The sequence below is a fragment of the Nostoc sp. ChiQUE02 genome, assembly GCF_034531305.2.
In the GTDB taxonomy this organism is placed as follows: Bacteria; Cyanobacteriota; Cyanobacteriia; order Cyanobacteriales; family Nostocaceae; genus Nostoc.
The window spans coordinates 18,034-39,310 of the sequence record NZ_JAVRBN020000003.1 but is presented as its reverse complement, the minus strand read 5'-3'; the positions used below and the strand labels follow the sequence as shown (position 1 = coordinate 39,310).

14 protein-coding genes are annotated in these 21,277 nt (G+C 43.6%); 6 read left to right on the top strand and 8 right to left on the bottom strand.

Features of this window, described 5'->3' with window-relative positions:
• The first annotated feature begins 101 nt into the window (after nucleotides 1–101).
• Together RM347_RS03895 and RM347_RS03890 are read left to right on the top strand one after the other, a co-directional pair.
• Nucleotides 102–494 carry a VanZ family protein gene (locus RM347_RS03895; RefSeq protein WP_322719034.1) on the top strand — a complete coding sequence of 131 codons (393 nt, stop codon included), beginning with the start codon at nucleotides 102–104 and terminating at the stop codon, nucleotides 492–494.
• 213 nt (nucleotides 495–707) lie between these two features.
• Complete coding sequence (locus tag RM347_RS03890) at nucleotides 708–1,364, top strand: class I SAM-dependent methyltransferase (RefSeq protein ID WP_322719035.1); 657 nt, start codon at nucleotides 708–710, stop codon at nucleotides 1,362–1,364.
• Between the two features lie 217 nt (nucleotides 1,365–1,581).
• Here the strand turns inward: RM347_RS03890 and RM347_RS03885 are convergent, their stop codons facing one another.
• Entirely contained in the window at nucleotides 1,582–2,538 is a 957-nt protein-coding gene (locus tag RM347_RS03885; RefSeq protein WP_322719036.1) for an aldo/keto reductase, read from the bottom strand.
• Between the two features lie 297 nt (nucleotides 2,539–2,835).
• On the opposite strand from RM347_RS03885, the gene RM347_RS03880 reads away from it, so the two are divergent.
• The gene (locus RM347_RS03880; RefSeq protein ID WP_322719037.1) at nucleotides 2,836–3,153 is read left to right on the top strand and encodes an SDR family NAD(P)-dependent oxidoreductase; all 318 of its coding nucleotides are present in this window, start codon (nucleotides 2,836–2,838) and stop codon (nucleotides 3,151–3,153) included.
• A gap of 197 nt (nucleotides 3,154–3,350) precedes the next feature.
• Here the strand turns inward: RM347_RS03880 and RM347_RS03875 are convergent, their stop codons facing one another.
• The 7 genes from RM347_RS03875 to lepA form a co-directional block, all read right to left on the bottom strand.
• A complete protein-coding gene (locus RM347_RS03875) occupies nucleotides 3,351–4,400 on the bottom strand; it encodes a cyanophycinase (protein ID WP_322719038.1) in 1,050 nt (349 codons plus the stop codon).
• Between the two features lie 577 nt (nucleotides 4,401–4,977).
• The gene (locus RM347_RS03870) at nucleotides 4,978–5,442 is read right to left on the bottom strand and encodes a hypothetical protein (RefSeq protein WP_322719039.1); all 465 of its coding nucleotides are present in this window, start codon (nucleotides 5,440–5,442) and stop codon (nucleotides 4,978–4,980) included.
• Between the two features lie 106 nt (nucleotides 5,443–5,548).
• Nucleotides 5,549–7,495 (bottom strand): LysM peptidoglycan-binding domain-containing protein, encoded by a 1,947-nt coding sequence (locus RM347_RS03865; RefSeq protein WP_322719040.1) that lies wholly within the window; start codon nucleotides 7,493–7,495, stop codon nucleotides 5,549–5,551.
• A 381-nt stretch (nucleotides 7,496–7,876) separates the two neighbouring features.
• Entirely contained in the window at nucleotides 7,877–10,414 is a 2,538-nt protein-coding gene (locus RM347_RS03860; protein WP_322719041.1) for a family 16 glycoside hydrolase, read from the bottom strand.
• 906 nt (nucleotides 10,415–11,320) lie between these two features.
• Nucleotides 11,321–12,508, bottom strand: a complete 1,188-nt coding sequence (locus RM347_RS03855) for a glycosyltransferase family 4 protein (protein ID WP_322719042.1) — start codon at nucleotides 12,506–12,508, stop codon at nucleotides 11,321–11,323.
• 223 nt (nucleotides 12,509–12,731) lie between these two features.
• The gene (locus RM347_RS03850) at nucleotides 12,732–15,503 is read right to left on the bottom strand and encodes a PAS domain S-box protein (RefSeq protein ID WP_322719043.1); all 2,772 of its coding nucleotides are present in this window, start codon (nucleotides 15,501–15,503) and stop codon (nucleotides 12,732–12,734) included.
• 373 nt (nucleotides 15,504–15,876) lie between these two features.
• Nucleotides 15,877–17,688, bottom strand: coding sequence for a translation elongation factor 4 (gene lepA, locus RM347_RS03845; RefSeq protein WP_322719044.1), 1,812 nt, complete (start codon nucleotides 17,686–17,688; stop codon nucleotides 15,877–15,879).
• Between the two features lie 568 nt (nucleotides 17,689–18,256).
• On the opposite strand from lepA, the gene RM347_RS03840 reads away from it, so the two are divergent.
• From RM347_RS03840 to RM347_RS03830, 3 genes are all read left to right on the top strand, one after another.
• Nucleotides 18,257–18,493 carry a hypothetical protein gene (locus RM347_RS03840; protein ID WP_012408258.1) on the top strand — a complete coding sequence of 79 codons (237 nt, stop codon included), beginning with the start codon at nucleotides 18,257–18,259 and terminating at the stop codon, nucleotides 18,491–18,493.
• A gap of 173 nt (nucleotides 18,494–18,666) precedes the next feature.
• On the top strand, nucleotides 18,667–20,436 hold the full coding sequence (locus RM347_RS03835; protein ID WP_322719045.1) for an ATP-binding protein: 1,770 nt from the start codon (nucleotides 18,667–18,669) through the stop codon (nucleotides 20,434–20,436).
• 589 nt (nucleotides 20,437–21,025) lie between these two features.
• Nucleotides 21,026–21,256, top strand: coding sequence for a NifU family protein (locus RM347_RS03830; RefSeq protein ID WP_012408256.1), 231 nt, complete (start codon nucleotides 21,026–21,028; stop codon nucleotides 21,254–21,256).
• Nucleotides 21,257–21,277 lie beyond the last annotated feature (21 nt).

Here is a 21,277-nt window from a genome sequence, read left to right as displayed (position 1 = left end):
ATTCATATTATCTTAATAGAATTTAACCAAGAGCGTTCCCGATTGTGGAATGCTCTTTGTTATCTTTGGATTGCTCATAAATACTTTTTAAAATCATCAGAATGAAATCTAATCAGCGGTGGATTTTTGCATTTTGGGTTTACTTTGGAATTTTAATGTTTATCTCGATGTCAGCCTACCTGAGAATTATTCCAGCAAAAATATCACAAATCCCTTATTATGATACAATTTTGCATTTCCTATTGCTAGGGATCGCTGCTTACTTGGGCCATCTAGCATTAAACAAACGTAAGATTCAAATATTCAATATTTCTCTGCCGATGGCATCACTGATTGTAATATTTTTTTGTATAGTTGATGAGGTAATTCAATTATTTTCACCCTATCGTAGCTTTGATTTAGTTGACTTAGCCGCTGACCTGTGCGGTATTGTGTTGTTTACCTGGTTAGCAGAAAGACAGAATTTGACCAAATCTGAAAAAACTCAACCTTGAAAGAACTATATAGGTAAATTCTACTTTTGCTTCTATACTTTTGCTCTTTCTGTAGTAGCTTGCGGTAAGTCGTTATGTGTGTATATTTATCAAAATCACCCTATCAGGTGATTCTAATGGGTGAGGTACAATAAACACAAAATATCGTACCTTGAGGCTATAAATGATTGCTTGGCATACCGATTTTTAGCCTCAGGAATTAGGAAATAGATAATGACTGTCAACCAAATTATTGGAGATTCACCAAATCAGATTAGTGCCAGCTTTGGTAAACGTTTTTTTGCCTGGATGATGGCTCAAAGTAGCGGTACGTATGATAAAATTGTGAGCGAGCGCAAACGTTCTCTTTTTGCTAATCTCCAAGGTAAAGTGTTAGAAATTGCTCCAGGAACAGGTCCTAACTTACCCTACTACCCTAAAGATATCCACTGGATAGGAATCGAGCCAAACCCACACATGCATTCCTATCTCCAAAAACAAGCAGAAAAACTGAGTTTAAACATCGACCTCCGCATTGGTAATGCTGAATGGTTAGATGCTGAAGATAACAGCATAGATACAGTTGTGAGTACCTTAGTTTTGTGTTCAGTGCCGAATATAGATTATACATTACAGGCAATTTTAAGAGTACTCAAACCAGGTGGACGCTTCTTATTTATTGAACATGTTGCTGCACCTCAAGGAAGTTTATTACGACAACTACAAAGCGCAATTAATCCGATTTGGAAAGCGATAGGTGATGGTTGTCATCCAGATAGAGAAACTTGGATATCCTTAGAAAATGCTGGTTTTGCTAGTGTGAATTATGAGCGATTTGACGCACAATTGCCGATAGTTAGTCCTCATATTATCGGTGTAGCGACAAAGTGAAACAACTTTTTGGGGTTGCTGAATAAAAATATGAATAAGAGGATGTTTGAAAAGTAGTGGCTGATGTATCAAAAATTTTAGATCCTCCTAAATCCTCCTTAAAAAGGAGGACTTTGAAAAAAAAGGCTTGCTTAGGAGGATCTCGATATAACCGTAGACTTTTCAAACAACCTCTAAACCCCCAGCTTGATGCGTGGGGTTTCTGATATCAGAGATTTTAGAGATTTTCGCGCAGGAAAGTACCAATTTGATCTAGTTCCTGCTGATTGAGGCGAAATTCCCCAGCACTGATGATTCCTTCCACCTGCTTTGGATTACGTCCGCCAACGATCGCAGCTGTCACCGCCGGATTGTTTAAAGTCCAAGCGATCGCCACCTCACCGGCCGAGCGATCGTGTTGTTCACCAATGTGCTGCAACACCTCGACCAGTTTCAGGTTACGAGATAGACGTGGCTCCTGAAACTCATCACTCTTCTTACGCCAATCATCATCTGGTAAATTGGCAATCCGCTCAGGTGTCATCTTTCCTGTGAGCAAACCAGATTGCATAGGCGAATACACAATCACACCGATGTTGTTTTCCTTACAAAAAGGCAGAATTTCCTTCTCAACATCGCGCTTCACCAGTGAATAAGGTGGTTGCAATGAGATAACTGGTGCAATCTCCTGGACACGTTTCAACTGTTCTACATTGAAGTTTGAAACCCCAATATAGCGAACCTTACCCTCATTCTTGAGCTTGGCGAGAGTTGTCCAGCCTTCTTCAATTTCTGAGTCAGGGTTAGGCCAGTGGATTTGGTAGAGATCAATGGTTTCAATGTCGAGTCGGCGCAGACTGGCTTCAACTTCCCGCCGCACCGAATCCGCCTTGAGGCTGCGACCAATTTCACCCTTTTCATCCCAGATCATTGAGCATTTAGTGAAAATGTAGGGGCGACTAGATCGACCTTTGAGCGCCTTAGCCACAACCTCCTCAGAATGTCCCAGACCATAGATAGCTGCGGTGTCAATCCAATTAACACCGAGGTCAAGAGCGCGATTGATCGCTTCAATCGATTCCTGGTCATCCTGCACTCCCCAACCAAAAGCCCACCCACCTCCACCGATCGCCCAAGCACCAAAGCCAATTGGGGTAATGTGAAGCTCCGAATTACCGAGCTGTTTGGTTTGCATATCTATTTTCTCCAAGGATTTTTGAGTCAATTGCTAGTTTAGGTTACAAATATTTTCTCAACCGCTATCTGAAGTGTGAATGACTACTGCTGAAAACACGACAGCGAATCACTACTTATGTAGGATTACTAAATCCTGAATGTTGTGTTGATACATACTACTTATACATTAGTACAGCACGGTGTAAATCCAGCTACTATCTCAATTAACAAGACAAGTGACTTGAGCCACTTGTCTTCCGTAGGCTTGCTCGAAGATATTAACAGTTGCCAGTGTTTATCAAAATAGAGAAGTCACATGTCAGAAGATTTAAAAGGCAAAGTTGCGCTGATCACTGGTGCAAACAAAGGTATTGGGTATGAGATTGCACGGCAACTCGGTTCTAGAGGTGCTACCGTTCTTGTTGGTGCAAGAGATATAAAACGTGGTGAAGAAGCGGCGAATAAACTCCGTTTAAATTCACAGTTCTGTTTGCTGCTGAACTTAAAGATACCGCGATTAAAATCAATGCTGCTGACCCTGGTTTCACAGCGACTGATATTAATCAATACCAAGGGTATCGCACTGTTGAGCAAGGAGCGATCCCTACGGGGGGCTACACCTACGCAGCAGTAAGACTTGCTACTTTACCTGATGATGCTTCAAGCGGAGGGTTTTTTGATGAAAATTGTGGAGTTACTTGGTAGAAAATAGGAGACATTGAGCCTCAGAAGGTCAACATTGAGCCTCAGAAGGTCAACGTCGAGCTTCAGAAGGTCAACTTCGAGCCTCAAAAGGTCAAAATTGAGCTTTTGAGGCTCAACATTCAAATTTTAATAAGGATTTGAATCAATCCGTCCCCTTTTGACACTCCTGAGATAGTACCCAGAAGTTGGCCGGTTTCTCAAGTTAAAGGTATCGCCACTGCGAACTTTCCAAATTTTGTAATTGGAAAAGGTCAAAGGCTTTCGAGGTTCGCATACTTCCGGTAGATGATTTCCAAGTACAAAGTACGCCGCACCCCTACCCATAACTTTTACCAAACCGTTTTTATCCACAAGAACCGATGTACTTTCACTAACTGCTATGCCTAAAACACTGCTAGATACACCGTCCTTAATTTGACGGGCAATGAAAGTCATAATTCGACCCATTCTTTCTCGCCTGTCGAAGTGTGTATCTACAATAGTTCCCTTCAAATTACTCCAATTGAAAAAGTTGTAAGTAAAAGTAATGTCCCGGTAAGGATCTTCGAGTGCGTCTCTAGTTTCAATGCCTTTTTCGGAAGAAGCACAAGCATCATAGACACAATCACTTTGGATCATCGCACCCGCACTGGTGCCACCAACACCACCTCCCTTCAGGTAAACTGACTTAACAGCAGCCTCAAGCTTGGTATCTTTCCAGTTGCGGATGTATTGACATTGGTCGCCGCCAGCAAAGAAAACCACATCAGCATTTCTGACTTTTTCATAAATCTCGGCTTTGTTTGCCTCTTGTCTATTGCTAACCAGAAGAGTTTCCACAGAGTTTACGCCCTTCATAGCAGAAATTAGCCGATTGTAATCGTGATTACCATTAGTGCGGAGAACTACAACATTAACTTTAGTACTGGAGTTGCTACTTCCCCGAACTTGGTTAATCATCCATTGGATAGCATCATCGACATCAGGGCCTCCCCCACCTAAGCTCAGGACTGGGCCCCCTAAGGAGGGACGGACATCATAGGAGGGAGATGGGGAGGGGCGGACATCAACAGTGTCACCCAGGAAGTAGCGTTTCCAGCTTGCAATAAAACGGGTTATTAGGAAGGTTCCCATTTTCAACAACTTGATTCCTGTACTTTTCAAGCGCCTTGCTATGCTTGGGAATGCCTTTGTCATACTAAACTTCTGGAGCAAACTGCAATTATTGCTAGGCTGTTACGCACTTTAATTGCTTATTTATCCGTGAAATTCGTCTTTTGTCATTAGTCATTTATCAGATGTCCTTTGTAAATAATTAATGACAAATGACAGTTTTAACGAAAAAATGTGCAACTTAGACGCGTACTAGCTTAACTCTGGCACTAGATAGGGTAGAATTTCCAGCGTACAGGGCTTGTACTGTTTGTTAACGCAAAATATCGCGGAGTAATCATTTATTCTCTGCCCTATTCTGCGAAAATCTCCCTATTACTTGTGTCTTTTATAGTGCTTCTCCTTCTCCAATGGAAGCAATACACCACAATACACAGTAGGGGCACAGCAATATTCTCTCGCGATCGCTTGAAGCGACAACCGCTATAATTTTGACCAGATGAAATCCAAAATTGAAAACCAAGAAGGTAACTCTGAATACGGTTCGGATCAACTGGAGAAGTAGGAGGAGAAAAACTCCCCCTACTCAAAAACTGCTTGCCTCAACAAATAATTTTCCTTAACCAAAGAATATTGGCTGTTTCCCAATCATTAGCCCGAATTACACGCCTTCACTATGCAACGAAATTAAGAAATTAAAACGCTTGCTGATTGGGTCTTTCAACAGAGAAGGAGAGAGGTTAGCACTATTGCTGCGGTTTTCAAACAAGACGCTTAACTCTTGATAAGGATTGTTGGTTGTTGAATCCCAGGTAATTTGCCCAACGTACTTGTCATTTTCGCGATCGAGCGTAACATTCTCTTCCTTATCCAACGCCCCGGTACGGCCATTAGGTTCCACCAGCTTCACTTTTATATTATCCACAAGATCGGGATGCGCTGGCGTCACAGAAATGCGTAATGGCGATGCAGAATAAAATCCGCCTCTGCCGCCCAAGAAAGTATATTGCCAATCAAGCTCTATCACGGCACCAGCAGTAGAAAAATCACCCACGCTGTCAGAGATCAGTCTCAAGTGGCGGTTGGTTTGGGTTTCTGTTGAAGGTAAGGTAGATAGATTTGCCATTGTTGTTCTCTCCTATCTTTCAGTTGTTGAAATTGACTTAATTCTTCATCGCATCTCTAAAGTCAACGCTTTCTTTGGCGGAGCCTTTAGGTGTTGTTCCCTATAGTTACGGAATGCGAATTCGCTGCCCAGGCACGAGTACGGTAAGGTCGGGCCCAATCACATCTCGATTAGCTTCATAAATTTCTCTGAACCTATTGCCATCACTGTAAGCTCTTTCGGCTATCAAAAAGAGATAATCATTTGGTAGCACAACATATTCTTTCCCAGGTTCAGGTCTAATGTTTGTTGGCAGTATTGGAATGTAAAGTATCTGCCCAGCTAAAAGCGAGCCAGGGTTCGGCCCAATTACATTTTTATTAGCCTCATAGATTAACGTGAAGATACTTTCATCACCGTAAGCTCTCTGGGCTATCTTTGATAAATCGTCACCTTGTCGCACAACGTATGTTTTGCTTGGTATGGGTTCTTGAAGTTGTGGCGCGGTGAAATCCTCAGGTAGGTTGGGCAAGTTCTTCAGGAAACTGATACTTGGCGAGAAAAAGTACTCACCGCCCTTGAGTGTTACGAAGTTTACAAACTTGACATCAGATTTTGCGGTTGGTTGATCCCGCTCTTTTAACCAGTTTTGCGCTGGCTGTGGCACTTCTTGAATCACCGGATCGCTTTGACCAGGTTGGCTTTGACCACTGACTGCATCCAATCCGGTTCTGTCGTAATTTTTATTTTCTATGTTGCGCGACAGGGACATAGCGGGTTCAAGGAATGTGGGATTGTTAGACCAGAACCGCTGAATAAACTCAAATTGTTCCCAGATATCAGACTGGTAGCACATGAATAGCAACCCAACACCACCTTTAGGTAGTCGATCGAGGTTGCTATAGTCGCTGATCTCTGCACCATAGGTGACTCCACGTCGTGTAATCCGATGTCCAAGCTCCTGTTCTTGGCTCTGGGCAAAAGGCCCGCCTTTTCTAACCGATTCTAATCGCGGATTAGTTGTGCGAAGATGCGCTTGGAATGGACATTTTAATCCAGCAGCATCATCACTATAGTCAAAGTTATTTAGGTTTTTTTGCCCGTCTTTTTCTGATTGAACAAGTGGTGTGCCATCTTCAAAACGTCCTACTACCATTGCTCCAGCTTGCTGAGGAGAGATCCCCAATGCATTACCTAAGGCAACTTCGGCTTTTTTAAATCCTTGAACATTTTGCTCAAGTTTGCGAAAGACAAGAAAACTACCAAAGCTAACATTTTGAGTGCCAAAGGGATCTTGAACCAGGGCAAGATTGAGTCGAGCGCTGAACAGATTTTTGGCAATATTGCCTTGTTCTTCAACTACATCTTTCTGAAAAAAGAGCGGGTCGCCAACACCATCTGTGAAGCCAAAAGGCTCAACAACATTATTCTTGCCAGTGTTATTAAACTTGCGACGGATTACCAGTCCTGGCTCAACAGTGGCTATTGTCGCAATGTTCCTCAGTTGGTCGGTAATTTCTGATTGTTTTTTATTGACATCTGTTAAATTATTGGCTGCTATGATCACCAATGCATCAATGTCGTTCTGAAATCCTCCCTCCCAAGCGCTAACTGGTGGATCTAGAAGTGCATACTGTCGGGTCTTCATGCCGTCTTGGAAGACATCAGCATAGTCATCATTCAGTTGTTTTTCGTCAGGTGTTTTTCGATTCTGAAGATTGGGACTTTTCGGCTGTTGAGAATTAGGTAAACCTAGTTTTGCGTAGCCTGACGAAGATAAAGAGAAGTGGACAAATACACCTGCATCACGTTTTTCATTTCTCCAGGCAACAGCATCATCTAACTGCTTCTTGGTAGAGATAATATCTTTATTTGCGAGTTGAGCAATCCATTGCTTAAGCGATCTGATTTTGTCCAGATTGTTTTTGGGATTGGGAAAAGTTAAGAAAATATGTACAGAGTTGTCTCTTCCATGTGATTTGAGAATGTTGCCTTGTAAGTCTTGGAGAACATCTTGATACTGTTGGTCGTTCTGGTCAATAGGTTCTTTGTTGGAATTGAGGTCTAGTGGCATTGTTTACTCCTTAAACAACTTAAGATGCTGAATCGTGTTGGGAAAGTATTTTTCGTGCGATCGCATTTGTAACGATTCTCGGTTGGATAAAGTACAGTCATGAAACCTAACCCTCCAACAGAGTTCCCTATAAGGGAATAGGAAGCTTTTCTTCCCCTCTCCTTTTAGGGGCTACGGTGTACACACAAGTCTGAAAATAGCTGGAAAACATAGGTTTTACCCCACCCTAGCCCTCCCCGATGCATTGGGGAGGGAACTAAACTTCCTCTTTCCCCCCTTTATAAGGGGGGATTAAGGGGGGTAATTCGACTTGTGTGTACCGTAGGGGCCAGTAGGGAAGAGGTCAGCTTGGAATGGTACCAAGGTGTCGCAATATTCTGATTACAGTTCCTTAATCCGAATGTTGCGGAACTGAACTACTTCGGTATGGCACTGGAAGCCAATGAAACCTTCTGAACGCTTCTTCTTACCATCGCTGGGATCGGCGAATCCCAAGAGTCCCGAGAAGGCTCCTTTACTAACTAATTGACCATTGAGTTTGACTTCAATCTCATTACCTTGCACTCTGATTTCATAGCTGTTCCAGTATTCTTGGTTACCAGAGTTGCGCGGACTTAAGACCTTAGCAGCCCATTTTTGAGCGGGGAAAACTTCATATACTGCACCTGTTTTGTGCAAGGGACTACCATAAACATTATTGGGAAAATCGTAACCGCGTTCATCGATTTGAATTTCGGTGCTGGAATGATAGAAGCTATCATCAAGAGCCTTAGGTTCTGGTGTTCGCAGGAAAATACCAGAGTTAGCTTCGATGTCGAAGGCTTTCCAGTCCAACCTCAGGATGAAATTCTTGAATTTTTTCCGAGTAAACCAGAGAACGCCCAGGGCGACATTCTTATTACCAACACCTGCACCAAGCACAGCACCACTCTGATTTGGGACATCAAAGAAGTTTTGGCTACCTGATGCTGCAATTTCCCAACCATCAGCCTTGAAGTTACCCCGATAAAGAGTTTCAAAACCTGGTTCATCGTCAACAGTTTGAACTTGGGAGTAGCGTTCAATAATTGAGCGAGCAATTTTACGAGATAGGGTTAGCCCTGTGGGTACAGGATTCGCTGAACCAACGGTAGTGAAAATAGACTGATCTACGCAATAGGCATTAGATACGTGGTGGAAACGACCATTTACATCAGTGACCGATGTGGTGAAGTCATTACCAATCCACAATGTCCCTGATTCGTGATAAGTGGTACCTATTCCATCTTCCCCGCCGCTAAAGAACTCAATTGGTGCATTGGGGTCTCTTTTGGTGGCAGTGCCTTTTGGTTGACCAGCCAACGCCTCAATGAAGGCAAAAGCTGCTTCAGACTGAGCATCTCGAACTTGTTTGTCTGCGGGCGTTTCTACTAGGTTTACAAATGCTTTAGGTACGCGCAGTTCCCGTCCGTTCTCAAAGTACACATCATCGCCAGTACCGCCAAAGGGATTGACACTGATCCAACTACTATTAGGATTACCGATTGGGGTTGTGCGATCGCCAAAGGTTTCGCCACAGGTGCGAATGCCGATCACAACCTTATTCTCAATCGTTCCGGTAGTTTGAGCGGCGAGAATCTTCTCAAACTCCTCAATGTTCGGCACCACCCGGTAGAGGAACTCTTCCGGATTATTGGGGGCACCAGGAAAAGCGGAGGTGAATACATTCGGGGCAGCATAAAACTGAAAGTGGAATTGTCCCGGGCCTTTGGCCGTTTGTGTTGAGCCTGGGATGTGGAGAGCAGCAGTCTGCAACTCTTTTTCTAGTGTTGACGGAACACCCAAGGCGGGGCGGGTGATCTTCCAGATGAAGTTGCCACGAACGTGAACCATCAAGTTTCGCCCGATCAACTCGGAGTTAGGCTGCAACGCTTTGGGGCGTGGGAATGAGTTTAAAGCCAGGCGTGTTGAGTTGACAGTATTGCCTGCCAGCACGATCGCAGCGCTGGGTTTGACATCCAGACGCACGATTCGAGCTTGGCTCTTGTTGTTGGGGTCAAACGGATTTTTTAAAGCCACCACAATTTGGGTGACGACGCCGTTACTAGTTTCTAACTTGATTACCTCGGCGTTGGGCACGAGAAACAGCCGTCGGTTGGCATCATTTTGATTACTGGCTTCGCGGATGGCATTGAGCAGCAGAGGCAAGCTGCTAAACTTGTCCATACTAAACAAGCCAGAGCCTGGCGATTGACCTAGCACTGCGATCGGTGGATCTTGCACTGTTGTTAGTGACGGCACTTTGCTCAACACGCTTTTAGCACGGTCTTTGAGAATATCGAACAGATCGCCATTGATAAAGTCGGCGACAGGCCAAGTGCCGATTTCACGCTCTACGTATTCATAGCCGTCGGGCTGCTGTTTGAGCCGCAGATATTCCACAACCTCGGGGGGCCAATGTTTGAGATCCTCTTCGACCAGACGCGGTGTCCAGCCGCCCCAAAACAGCGATTTGCCACCCACACAACGGTGATGGTCATTTAGCCTATTAGCACCGGCATAGTTTGAGGGTTCGCCGATGTTTCTTCCCTGGGAATTTGGCTCAACCAGTGGTTCCAAAACTGAGTTAAATAAGTTACCAACACGAGTCAGATTTTGAAAATGTTCGCTGATCAGGAATGGCCCAGACTCCAAAACTAGAATGCGTGGTTGTCGGTTTGGTAAATCCTTACCAAACTCAAACAACTTGGTAGCTGTGTATGCACCATACATCCCTGAACCAATCACCACAGCGTCAAATTGACCACCTGCTTGTGCTCCGAGGATTTCTTCCCAAGTATTGCAAACCAAACGAGCAACTGCATCTAATGCAAAAGTAGTTTTTTGCACATCAGGTATTGGCAAAGCCTGTCCTGAATCAAAAAGTCTATTTAAGGGCATGACAATTTTCCTTAATCATGATTTGTTTTCAACAAAACTTGAGTGCAATCTTTCTGTGCACTTAAATTCGGCTGAAGTTTTCCATTGATTGTTTACTACGCGGCTGTTTATTAATAAGTGCCGCAAGAGAGTTAGGACTTAAATTGACAGAAATTATGCAGATCAGCTGTAATCTGCTTTCTCAGATCCTTCCGTAATTGCGATATTTATTGTTTGCCTTACAACTCAAACAATAAGTCCAAGCTAACTAGGAAGGCATCGTCATGAGCGGAAACTACATTTCCAATTTTGGAAATCGGAGCAAGGGAAAACTTTTTTACCCTACCTATAAGGAAGGAGCGCTCATGCATACTACTGTCTATTTGCACAGTGCATAACAGCCCTTTCAAGGTTAATTAAACAACTCTTGTAGAGACTACATGGATTAGCTGACAGCCTTTACTGTTGTCAAAACTGTAGTCTACAATTTGAGAAGTTCCGCTCGGAATGAGTAAATTAGTTGAACGGCAAAGGTTGATAAACCTGAGACTAAGTTACTCTCTAAAGCGATCGCCTCCCATTTTTTAAAGGTTATTTAGGCTGAATCAATGTCTGGCAAGGCTTTAAAGCAAACATAAGATATGGCCTCACTACCTTGAAAGGGCTAGTCTCATAGCGTTAATGATGACGTAATTGAAAAAGTGACATCTGTAACCTCGCTAAATTTACTCTGCTCAAGAAATTAAATCAGTTATTAGTTATTCACTTTTTGCTGAAGCTGTGCACGTTGAAGAACTATCACCCCTTAATTAAAACTTTATGCAAGTTCAAAAAAAATGGCATTTATGCACTTCGATTCAGCAATAGCTAAGGACAGCTAAATTTAGCTGTCCCTGATGTCATATATGAAAGAGTGTATTCTCTAGACTACCAAGCAATTTGCGATCGCTCTTGCACAACTCGCTGATATACTTCCTCGGTTTTCTTAGCTAATTTCGGCCAGCTAAAGCGTCGCTCTAAATCCTCATAAGCGTTATCCACCAGCCATTGCCGATAACCTGGATTTTTCAACACTTCCAAAATTCCCCAAGCTAAAGAATCGGGATTGTTAACCCAAGTCACAATACCTGTTTTGGTATGTTGCACCACTTCTGGAAAACCACCAGTATCAGAAACTACTACAGGAACACGAGAAGCAAAGCTTTCTAAAGCCACAATTCCAAAGGGTTCGTAAAGACTCGGAAACACAGCACAATCAGCGATAGTTTGAAATTTATCTAAGTATTCATCGGAGAGAAAACCTGTAAAATAGCAATGATGCCAAATTCCCAAATCCCAGGCTTGGCGCTTGAGATGGTCAGTATTGCCGCCACCAACGATCACAAATTTAACGTTACCTCCCATTTGGGAAAGGATTTTGGGTGCGGCATTGAGCAATACAGGTACACCTTTTTCGTAGGTCATCCGACCGAGGTAGTAAACGATTTTCTCATTGTCTGTGGCAAATTGGCGGCGAAAATCCAGAGCATGAAAATCTATGTGATGCTGTTTTTTTTCGGCTCGGATACCGTTATAAATGACATCAATTTTTTCCCAAGGACTGTGTAGCGCTCGTTCTACTTCTTGGCGCATATAGTCGCTACAAACAATAATCCGCCAAGCATTGTAAGCCAGCAAGGTTTCTTTGCCATTTATATAGCCTTGAATGTCTGTGTGAATACCGTTATAGCGCCCGTATTCTGTAGCGTGAATTGTAGCAATTAGTGGTATTTTAAAATTATGCTTGAGAGCGATCGCAGCATCTCCCACCAACCAATCATGGGCATGAATTAAATCAAAGGGCCCTTCTTCCAAGATCAACTTACCACCGTGATCTCCCATACTCAGGTTGAGATTTACTACCCAGTGGAAAAAGTCGTGACTATGGCCAACTGGCACCCGATGCACCTTTACTCCCTCAACCACCTCATACATTGATGCCTGACCAAACTCCGTTGTAATCAGGTGGACTTCATGTCCTAGCTTTACCAGTTCTGGGTACAACTCCGCTACATGCCGCGCAATTCCCCCAATAATCCTTGGTGGAAACTCCCAACTCAGTACCAGTATCTTCATCTACTAGACTCCCCGACACTTTACAAATATCTAAAAAACTACATTGACCTAAAAATACAAGTCTGGCGAATGCAGTGAGTACTTTTACTAAAATTTTTAGATTTTTTAACAGTGATTTTGTTAAAGCTTATCAAAGGTTATCAACTGTGGGCTAGGGATAAGAAGCAAGGTATAATGCTAATTCGTAATTAGAACAATTAAGCCTCCTTTTGGCAACTTAGGCTTAAGAAGGGGTAACGACACAAACAGCATAAACTCGATCGCGCCCTTGCTGTTTGGCTATATAAAGTGCTTTGTCCGCTGCATTAATTAAGCCTAAGGGCGAAATTTCGCAATTTGGCACAATGCTGACAACGCCTAGACTCACGGTAACACGATCGCACACACTAGACTGAGCATGGGGAATGACTAAGTTACGGACTGCTTGTCGAATGGTTTGAGCTACATTGATTGCTCCTTGAATCTCTGTATTAGGTAGAATGACAGCAAATTCTTCCCCACCGTAACGGGCTACTAAATCGGCTGGACGCTTAACAATATTTTTGAGGGCACTCGCCAATTGCCGCAAACAATCATCCCCTGCCAAATGACCATAAGTATCGTTGTAGAGTTTAAAAAAATCGACATCGAACAAAATTAAAGAAAGCGGCACTTGCTCGCGTTTGAGTCGATGCCACTCAATCTCCAGATACTCATCAAATCGGCGGCGATTGGCTATTTGAGTCAAGCCATCTAGGGTAGCCAATCTTTTTAGTTCTTCATTGGCGGCTTGTACTTGCTGGTAGAGTACTGATTGATGAATAGCGATCGCTACCTGGCTGGCCAACTGCTGCAACAAATTAACTTCAAAGGCCTGCCAGTAACGAGGTGCGGCACACTGGTGAGCAATGAGTAAACCCCATAGATGCTCTCCATTCAAAATCGGCACTATTATAGCAGCCTTAATCTGATAGAGTTGTAATAATTCAAAAAGATCGGCTGAAAAATCAGACTCCTGAATATCGTGCAGGACTGTAGGTAATCCCTGGTAATAGTGGCTAAAATCTCGTTTGATCGAGAATGGGTGCATTGTCAGTTCTAATCTCTGGGGGTAGTCATCACCCAATGACTCTGCCGCAAAATTGCCACTTCCGTCAGGCTCTAACTGGTAGATAGCTACAGAATCTGAACCCAAACAGTTACGAATACTGTTGACTGTTGTATTAAGAACCTCTTCTAATTTCAGTGATTGCCGAATCTGTTGAGTTACTTCAGTAATTAGCCGTTCCCCCTCTGCCTGTTGTCGCAGCATCGCTTCAGCTTGTTTGCGAGTGCTAATGTCCTCTACCGAGCCAAGAATCTGCGTTGGAGTGCCACTAACATCTCTGGCAAATACGACTTCTCGTGTATTTAGCCAACGCCACTCTCCATCTTTGTGTCGGAATCGGTATTCGGTGGAAAGAACTTCATTGTCACCCAGGTTAACGAAGCGACTCGGTACGTTATAGCAGAGGTGTTGGTCGTCTGGATGAAAGCAATTCATCAACCACTGCGGATCTGCTTGGCAAATTTCCTCTGGGGAGTAGCCTAAAACGGTAACACTTTTCTCGTTCAGATAAATGCTTGTTCCTTGTAAGAGGTCAAACAGATACAAAATATTCGGTACGGTATTAGCAACCTTTTGTAAAAAGTCTTGACTTGAGCGCAATGCTTCTTCAGCTTTATGGCGTTCGCGTAGCGCGGCTTGAAATTCACTAATATCTCGTCCCTCTGAAATCAGTAGTGCCACACGCCCTGTTTCATCGAATATGGGACGAAGTGAGAAATCAATCGTCATAACTCGATCGTCTTTACCCCAAACTTCAACTTCATAGCGAATAGATTCACCATTAGCAGCAGCTGCGATCGCAGTTTTCAATTGCGCTTGGGTATTTGGAGAAATTGTCCACCATTTTGCTTCCCAAAATGGCTTGCCGACTACTTCTTCTCGAGTAATCCCACCACAATCTAGTGCTGTTTGGTTGGCCTCTAACACAACTCCATTCGGCTGAAGCAATCCCACACACTGAATAGTTTGATTAAAGATCGCACGAAGTTTTTTCTCATTTTCACTTAGGGCTTCTTCTATTTGTTTGCGATCGGTAATATCTCGTCCGACCGATTGAAGTTCTACAAGAGTACCCTGGTCATCAAATATCCCTCGGTTAATCCATTGCGTCCACCGCACCCCCTGGCAAGCTATGACCCGATTTTCAATAGTGACAACGGGATTTTCTAAGCTAATGGAATTTATCAGACTAAATACACGTTCCCGGTCTTCCTCAAACACAACAGGTTTGTAGTGCTGGGCAATAATCTCTTCCTGCTTCAGTCCAAAAAATCGACAGAAAGCTTCATTAACAAAAGTAAAAGTGCCATCTGGCAAGGTTCGAGCAATCAGTTCCGTTTGGTCTTCGAGGATAGTACGATAACGCGTTTCGCTTTCTTGCCGCGTAGCTTCTGCCTGTTTATGTAAGCGTACTCCTTCCCTACGGGACGCTGCGCGAACAAAGAAGCAAGCTACGGGTTGGGTCTCGTAGAGAAGCTCGTCGTAGACATCGCGTGGCGCAGCTTGTTGTTCGCTAATATCAAACACTAAACCCTGAAGTACCTGAGTTTGCCCATCGGCACAGAGAACGAGATTAGCTTGGTTTCGTACCCAAATTGTTCTGCCATCGCGCCTAATCAGCCGATACTCGATCCTCAAAGGCTCTCCTGTTGCGATCGCAGTGTTTACAGCTTGCCAATAGCGATCGCGATCGTCTGGATGAGTGTAATCTAACCAACTATTCAAGAAAGCAGGATTCCAATCTTCCGCAGCAATACCCAATAATTGCTGCACTTGCGGACTAATATAAGCTTCTTTTGCAGTGGTATTAATTGGTGAGATATAAACAACGCCCGGAATTTGCTCTACCAGAGTGCGATACTTTTGTTCTGCCTCAGAGAGTTTTTCTTGGGCCTGCTTGCGACTCATGATGTTTTGAATTTCTACAATAAATTATATTTTGCTGTTAGAAATCCTGTAGTTAGAGGCAGACTCAAAGATGGTTGAGCCAACAGCGAGTCAGTCTGGCTTTCTGAAAGCTAAATTTACCAGCAGCAGGCTGAAACTTCTACACTTGAGGCTGCTGTTGACAGCCTTTGTAATTAAAATTAACGGATCTTAAACCAGAAATATTCCTACCTTATTTCTGATTATTAAATATCAGACCTCTCTTTTTCGGAGAGAGGGTTTGACTCCCCTTCCCTACAAGGGAAGGGGCTGGGGGGTTAGGTCTTTTATGCTTTTTCAGGTTGAGATGTAACTGCAAGCAGCCAATCGTCTCTGAGGATTAAGCACTCTTAAATCAGCTTTGATCCAAGCGCAGTACTGCCATAAAGGCTTCCTGCGGTACATCCACAGTACCCACAGATTTCATCCGCTTTTTACCTTTTGCTTGCTTCTGCAATAGTTTCTTCTTCCGACTGATGTCACCACCGTAGCACTTGGCTAACACATCTTTCCGCAAGGCGGGGATGTGTTCGCTGGCGATCACTTTACTGCCAATAGATGCCTGAATTGGTACTTTAAATTGATGACGGGGAATTAGTTCCTTGAGTTTTTCTGCCATTGCCCGCCCGACGTTGTAAGCTTTATCCCGGTGTACAATCATTGCCAAGGAATCTACGGGATCGCCGTTGATCATAATATCCAACTTCACCAGAGGATTTTCACGGTAGCCGATAATGTGATATTCCATACTAGCATAACCGCGCGATCGCGACTTCATCTGATCGAAAAAGTCAGTCACAACCTCCGCCAAGGGAAGTTCGTAAGTGAGGGTGGTTCGCCCTTGGGTCAGATATTTCATATCTTTGAAGATGCCACGGCGATTTTGTGACAACTCCATCAAGCTGCCAACATAAGTTTCCGGGGTAATCATCTCTACTTGGACGTAGGGTTCTTCAATTCTTTCGCGATCGTTGGGAGAAGGTAAACGGCTGGGATTATCGATGTACAGTTCCTCACCTTTGAGGGTAATCACCTTATAAACCACTGAGGGGGCTGTAATGATTAAATCTAAGTTATACTCCCGCTCTAGACGTTCCTGGACAATTTCCATGTGCAGCAAGCCCAAAAACCCGCAACGGAAGCCAAACCCCATCGCGCTCGAAGTTTCTGGTTCGTAATGTAGCGCTGCGTCGTTGAGTTCGAGCTTTTCCAAGGCTTCCCGCAAATCTTCAAATTGGTCAGCATCAATGGGGAACATCCCGCAAAAAACCATCGGGTTCGCTTCTGCGTAACCTGGTAAGGGTGACTCTGCTTTCGCCTTACTTAAGGTAATTGTGTCTCCTACTCGTGCATCAGCTACAGCTTTAATTGCCGCTCCCAAATAGCCTACTTCCCCAGCGTGCAGTTCTTCAACTTGCTTTTGAGTGGGAGAAAGGACACCTAACTCATCAATTTCAAATTCTTTACCGGATGCCATTAAATGGATGCGATCGCCTTTTTTCAGGGTGCCATCCATCACCCGGAAATACACAATTACTCCCCGGTAACTGTCGTAATAACTATCAAAAATTAACGCTCGTAAGCGTTCATTTATGGTATTTGGCGGTGGCGGTATCCGCTCGACAACTGCTTCTAAAATCTCATCAATACCAATTCCTTCTTTAGCAGAGGCCAGAATCGCACCACTGCAATCTAGACCGATAATTTCTTCAATTTCGCCAATTACCCGTTCTGGTTCAGCCCCTGGCAAATCAATTTTATTTAAAACCGGGATAATTTCCAGGTTATTTTCTAAGGCTAAATATACATTAGCCAAAGTTTGCGCCTCCACACCTTGGGACGCATCTACTACCAATAGCGCTCCTTCACAAGCAACAAGAGAGCGGGAAACTTCATACGAGAAATCCACATGCCCCGGAGTATCAATGAGGTTCAGCACATACTGCTGACCATCCTTAGCTGTGTAGTTCATCCGGGCAGCTTGCAGCTTAATTGTAATGCCGCGCTCCCGTTCCAGATCCATATTGTCAAGAAACTGTTCCTTCATCTGTCGGTCTTCAACAGTGCCAGTAGCTTGCAGCAAGCGATCGGCGAGGGTTGATTTCCCGTGGTCGATGTGAGCAATAATACAAAAATTGCGAATGCGAACTGCGGGAACGTCAGTCATATACTATCTTTGCCTTAGCAGCAACCAAAGTTAAAAGAGCAATTTACTTAATGTATTTTAATGCTTTCTTAGCCAAGACGCTGCTAGCTTTTATTGCCGAGTAGGAAGTTAAAAGTTAGGAGTTAAAAGTTATTATTCTCCCCCTACTCCCCCTGCTTCCCCTGCTTCCCCTGCCCCCTGCCCCCTGCCTCTTCACCCCATCTTTAACTTTCGATCTAAATAGGTGGACTTTTAAGAATATTATGAAAGTCTATTTGTTGCTGCTAGTATTCAACAGCTAGGAGCGTACAATAAATGTAAATAAGTACATGTAGGGATCATGTAGGGATCATGGGCAATTACGACCCGTAATTACTCATAATCACTGATTTATCGGCAAAACTTCTAGAGCCATTGTCTAGTCAGTTATATGAAAAATGCGATTTGAAACTTAAAGCTGTTACTTTGGTGCTATTTCTGGGAACTATGTAACTGTCCCCTTGAAGATTTTTCAGTGAACTAGCCCAAATGATGAATATAACTACTTTACAAAGCTTTAGACAAAACCAATTCAGAGTATATCAAACCTATGAATATGCAAGAGAAAACTACCGAAGCGGAAAACACACGAGCCGATAAGGTAGAAATTGCTGTCCGCCTAGACTCCGAGTTACTAGAGCAAATTCAGCATCTCACTAATGACCCAAGTAAAGTGATTGAGGTGGCGATTCGCCAGTGGTTGCGGGGTGAAATCCTCAGAGATGATGAATTGACGCGCACCCCTGTGCGTACCCCTGTTCCTCCTCGTGGTGAATGGAACGATTGACCCCATTAATCAGCTGTCAATGCAAGTTAAAAAAAGTAAAGTTTGTCAATCTCGTTTCTAGAACACCAAGAAATACCCAATCAAAAACAAAAAAGCTGTAAGAATTTATGCATAAATTTGAGCGGCTTTAGTAAAATTCCGGTCGGACACCCTTTGTCTATCCAACTCAATTAATGACTATTACTGCCAATTCCCAATTGCCAAATATATTTTCCCAAAATCTGGAATCTACTACCAGTAAGACTGATGGCTCATTACCAACTTTAGGAGCCGAGTTGGTGTATACGCAAGATGGGGCAGGGCGCTATCTGACCTTTTGTTGGCAGCACAGCGAACTCCTGGGATTAAATGCTGAAAAAATAGTTGACGAGCTGAACCAGAGCCAAACCTTTACCCCAGTGGATAAGGTTACTTATTTGGAACGATTGCACCGAATTTTGACAAGTTTGGTGCCAGAAAGGTTTCAGTGTTGGTTTAGCTACCACCAGGAATTATTTGAGTTGGACTTAGTGATTAGTCCGATTATGCCGAGTTTAGGAACGACTGCCACTACAGTTTTAGTGATGGGACGCTTAGTGCAAGCGACACTCAACAAAAAACAAGTGCGTGCGGCATCAAAAACGCCCACACAGATAGAATTGGCAATACGATCGCAGCAACACCAAAAACTGGTAAATCGCATTACCAGAAATATTCGCCGGACATTGGATTTAGATATTATTTGGCAGCAAACAGTTGACAGTTTGGGGAAAGCACTGCGGCTAGAGCGCTGTATTATTTGTCCTTATCAGCCCTCTAGCTCAAAAGTGGAGGTGAAGGCTGAGTATCGCCAGCCAGAACTCAAATCAATGCTTGGCTCAGAAATAGATATAGTTTCTGAGCCTGCCTTTGCTCAAGTCTTGGCAACCCTAGAACCAGTTGTGATGGAAGTACCTGGATACAAAGAGTCTGGGCGGCAGAGAACTTTAGTAGTTGCGACTTGCTATCAAGACCAAGCCAATGGATTGGTTGCCTTGAGTTGGCAGGATGAATGCTACACATTAACAGAATCGGAATTAGAACTGGCAAAAGAAGCAGCAGATCAATTGGGAACTGCGATCGCTCATGCTACTTTATATAAAGAATTAGAATCAGCGCGTCAAAAAGCCGAAGAAGCCTCCCGCCTCAAAAGCGAGTTTCTGGCTAATGTATCTCATGAAATTCGTACTCCCCTCAATGGCATGATTGGCTTCTTGAAGCTGATTTTAGAAGGGATGGCAGATGACCCAGAAGAACAAAACCAATTTTTGGCAGAAGCTCATCAGTTATCAATACATCTGCTAAATATCATTAACGACATTTTGGACATTGCTAAAATCGAAGCAGGCAAAATGGAGCTAGCTTACGCTCCAGTCAAGCTAGATGAGCTATTCAGTGATGTAGAAAATTACATGCGTCCCCAAGCAGAAATGAGAAACCTCAGCTTCCGGATGCAAATGCCTGCTACCTCCGATGAAATCATTGTCCAAAGCAACTACCAACGCTTGCTACAAGTTATGCTCAATTTGGTAGGTAATGCGATCAAATTTACCCATGAAGGTGGCATTACCGTCAGCGCCGATTTAGTACTCAAAAAAGCGAAGCCGAACTTTCAAGGTCAGGAATTTCCTGGGATGGTAAGAGTCCGTGTGGCAGACACTGGCATCGGTGTTTCTTTGGACAAACAAGATAAACTGTTTCAATTATTCTCTCAGGTGGATGGCTCCCGCACTCGCCAGTATGGCGGTACAGGTTTAGGGCTGGCAATATCCCAAAAGCTAGTGGAGGCAATGGGCGGTGAGGTACATTTTTATAGTCTGGGCGAAGGACTTGGCTCAACAGTCACATTCACCGTGCCACTATATCAACAGCCAGTCATGGTTTCATCTAGTGATAGCGACTTAATAAACAGTGCTGAGTGCTGAGTTAGTCATTAGTCATTGGTCATTAGTCATCTGGAATATTACCAGTACAGGGTTTTAAGTTTTAAGTTTTAAATTTTTTAGCAATTATTATTTAATAACCAGATTGGGCATGGGGTATTGGGAAAAAACCTTCCGGCCTTGCAAAAAAAAAGCGGGATGATTTGGCAATTTCTAAAATTCCCCCCCTGCTTCCTCTGCTTCCCCTGCCTCCCCTACTTGCCTCAATTCATCCCATTGTTCTGCAACGCCAACCTTCCTTGTCCTCACCTCCTTGCGTTCTCTTCAGTACTTTAAAGGCTAAAGTAGAGTAGGAGGGCTTGCACAACAAATTGTTCAGCTAATCTAATATCAAGTTGCTAAAATCAGCAGTGATTTAGTCAAAAGTCATTAAAAACTGACACCTGACAATCTAGCGGCAATTAGATTTAGGATCGATTTAACAAAGCTGAAAAATAAAATTTTGGATAATGGTTAATGAGTAACGGTGCATAGGGTACAGGGATCATTATTATTCAATGCCCCATGCCCAATGCCCCATGCCCAATCCCCAATGCCCAATGCCCATCATTCACTTAGCAGGTCTAAAACTATGGAACTCACAATTGACAACGTTGAAACAGTCTTAGATGAAATGCGCCCTTATCTCATGTCTGATGGCGGCAATGTGGAACTCGTAGAACTCGATGGGCCTGTTGTAAAACTACGGTTGCAAGGTGCTTGTGGCTCTTGTCCCAGTTCTGCAATGACCCTGAGAATGGGTATTGAGCGCCGCCTCAAGGAAATGATTCCTGAAATTGCAGAAATTGAGCAAGTGGTGTAAAAGTTAGGAGTTAGGAGTTAG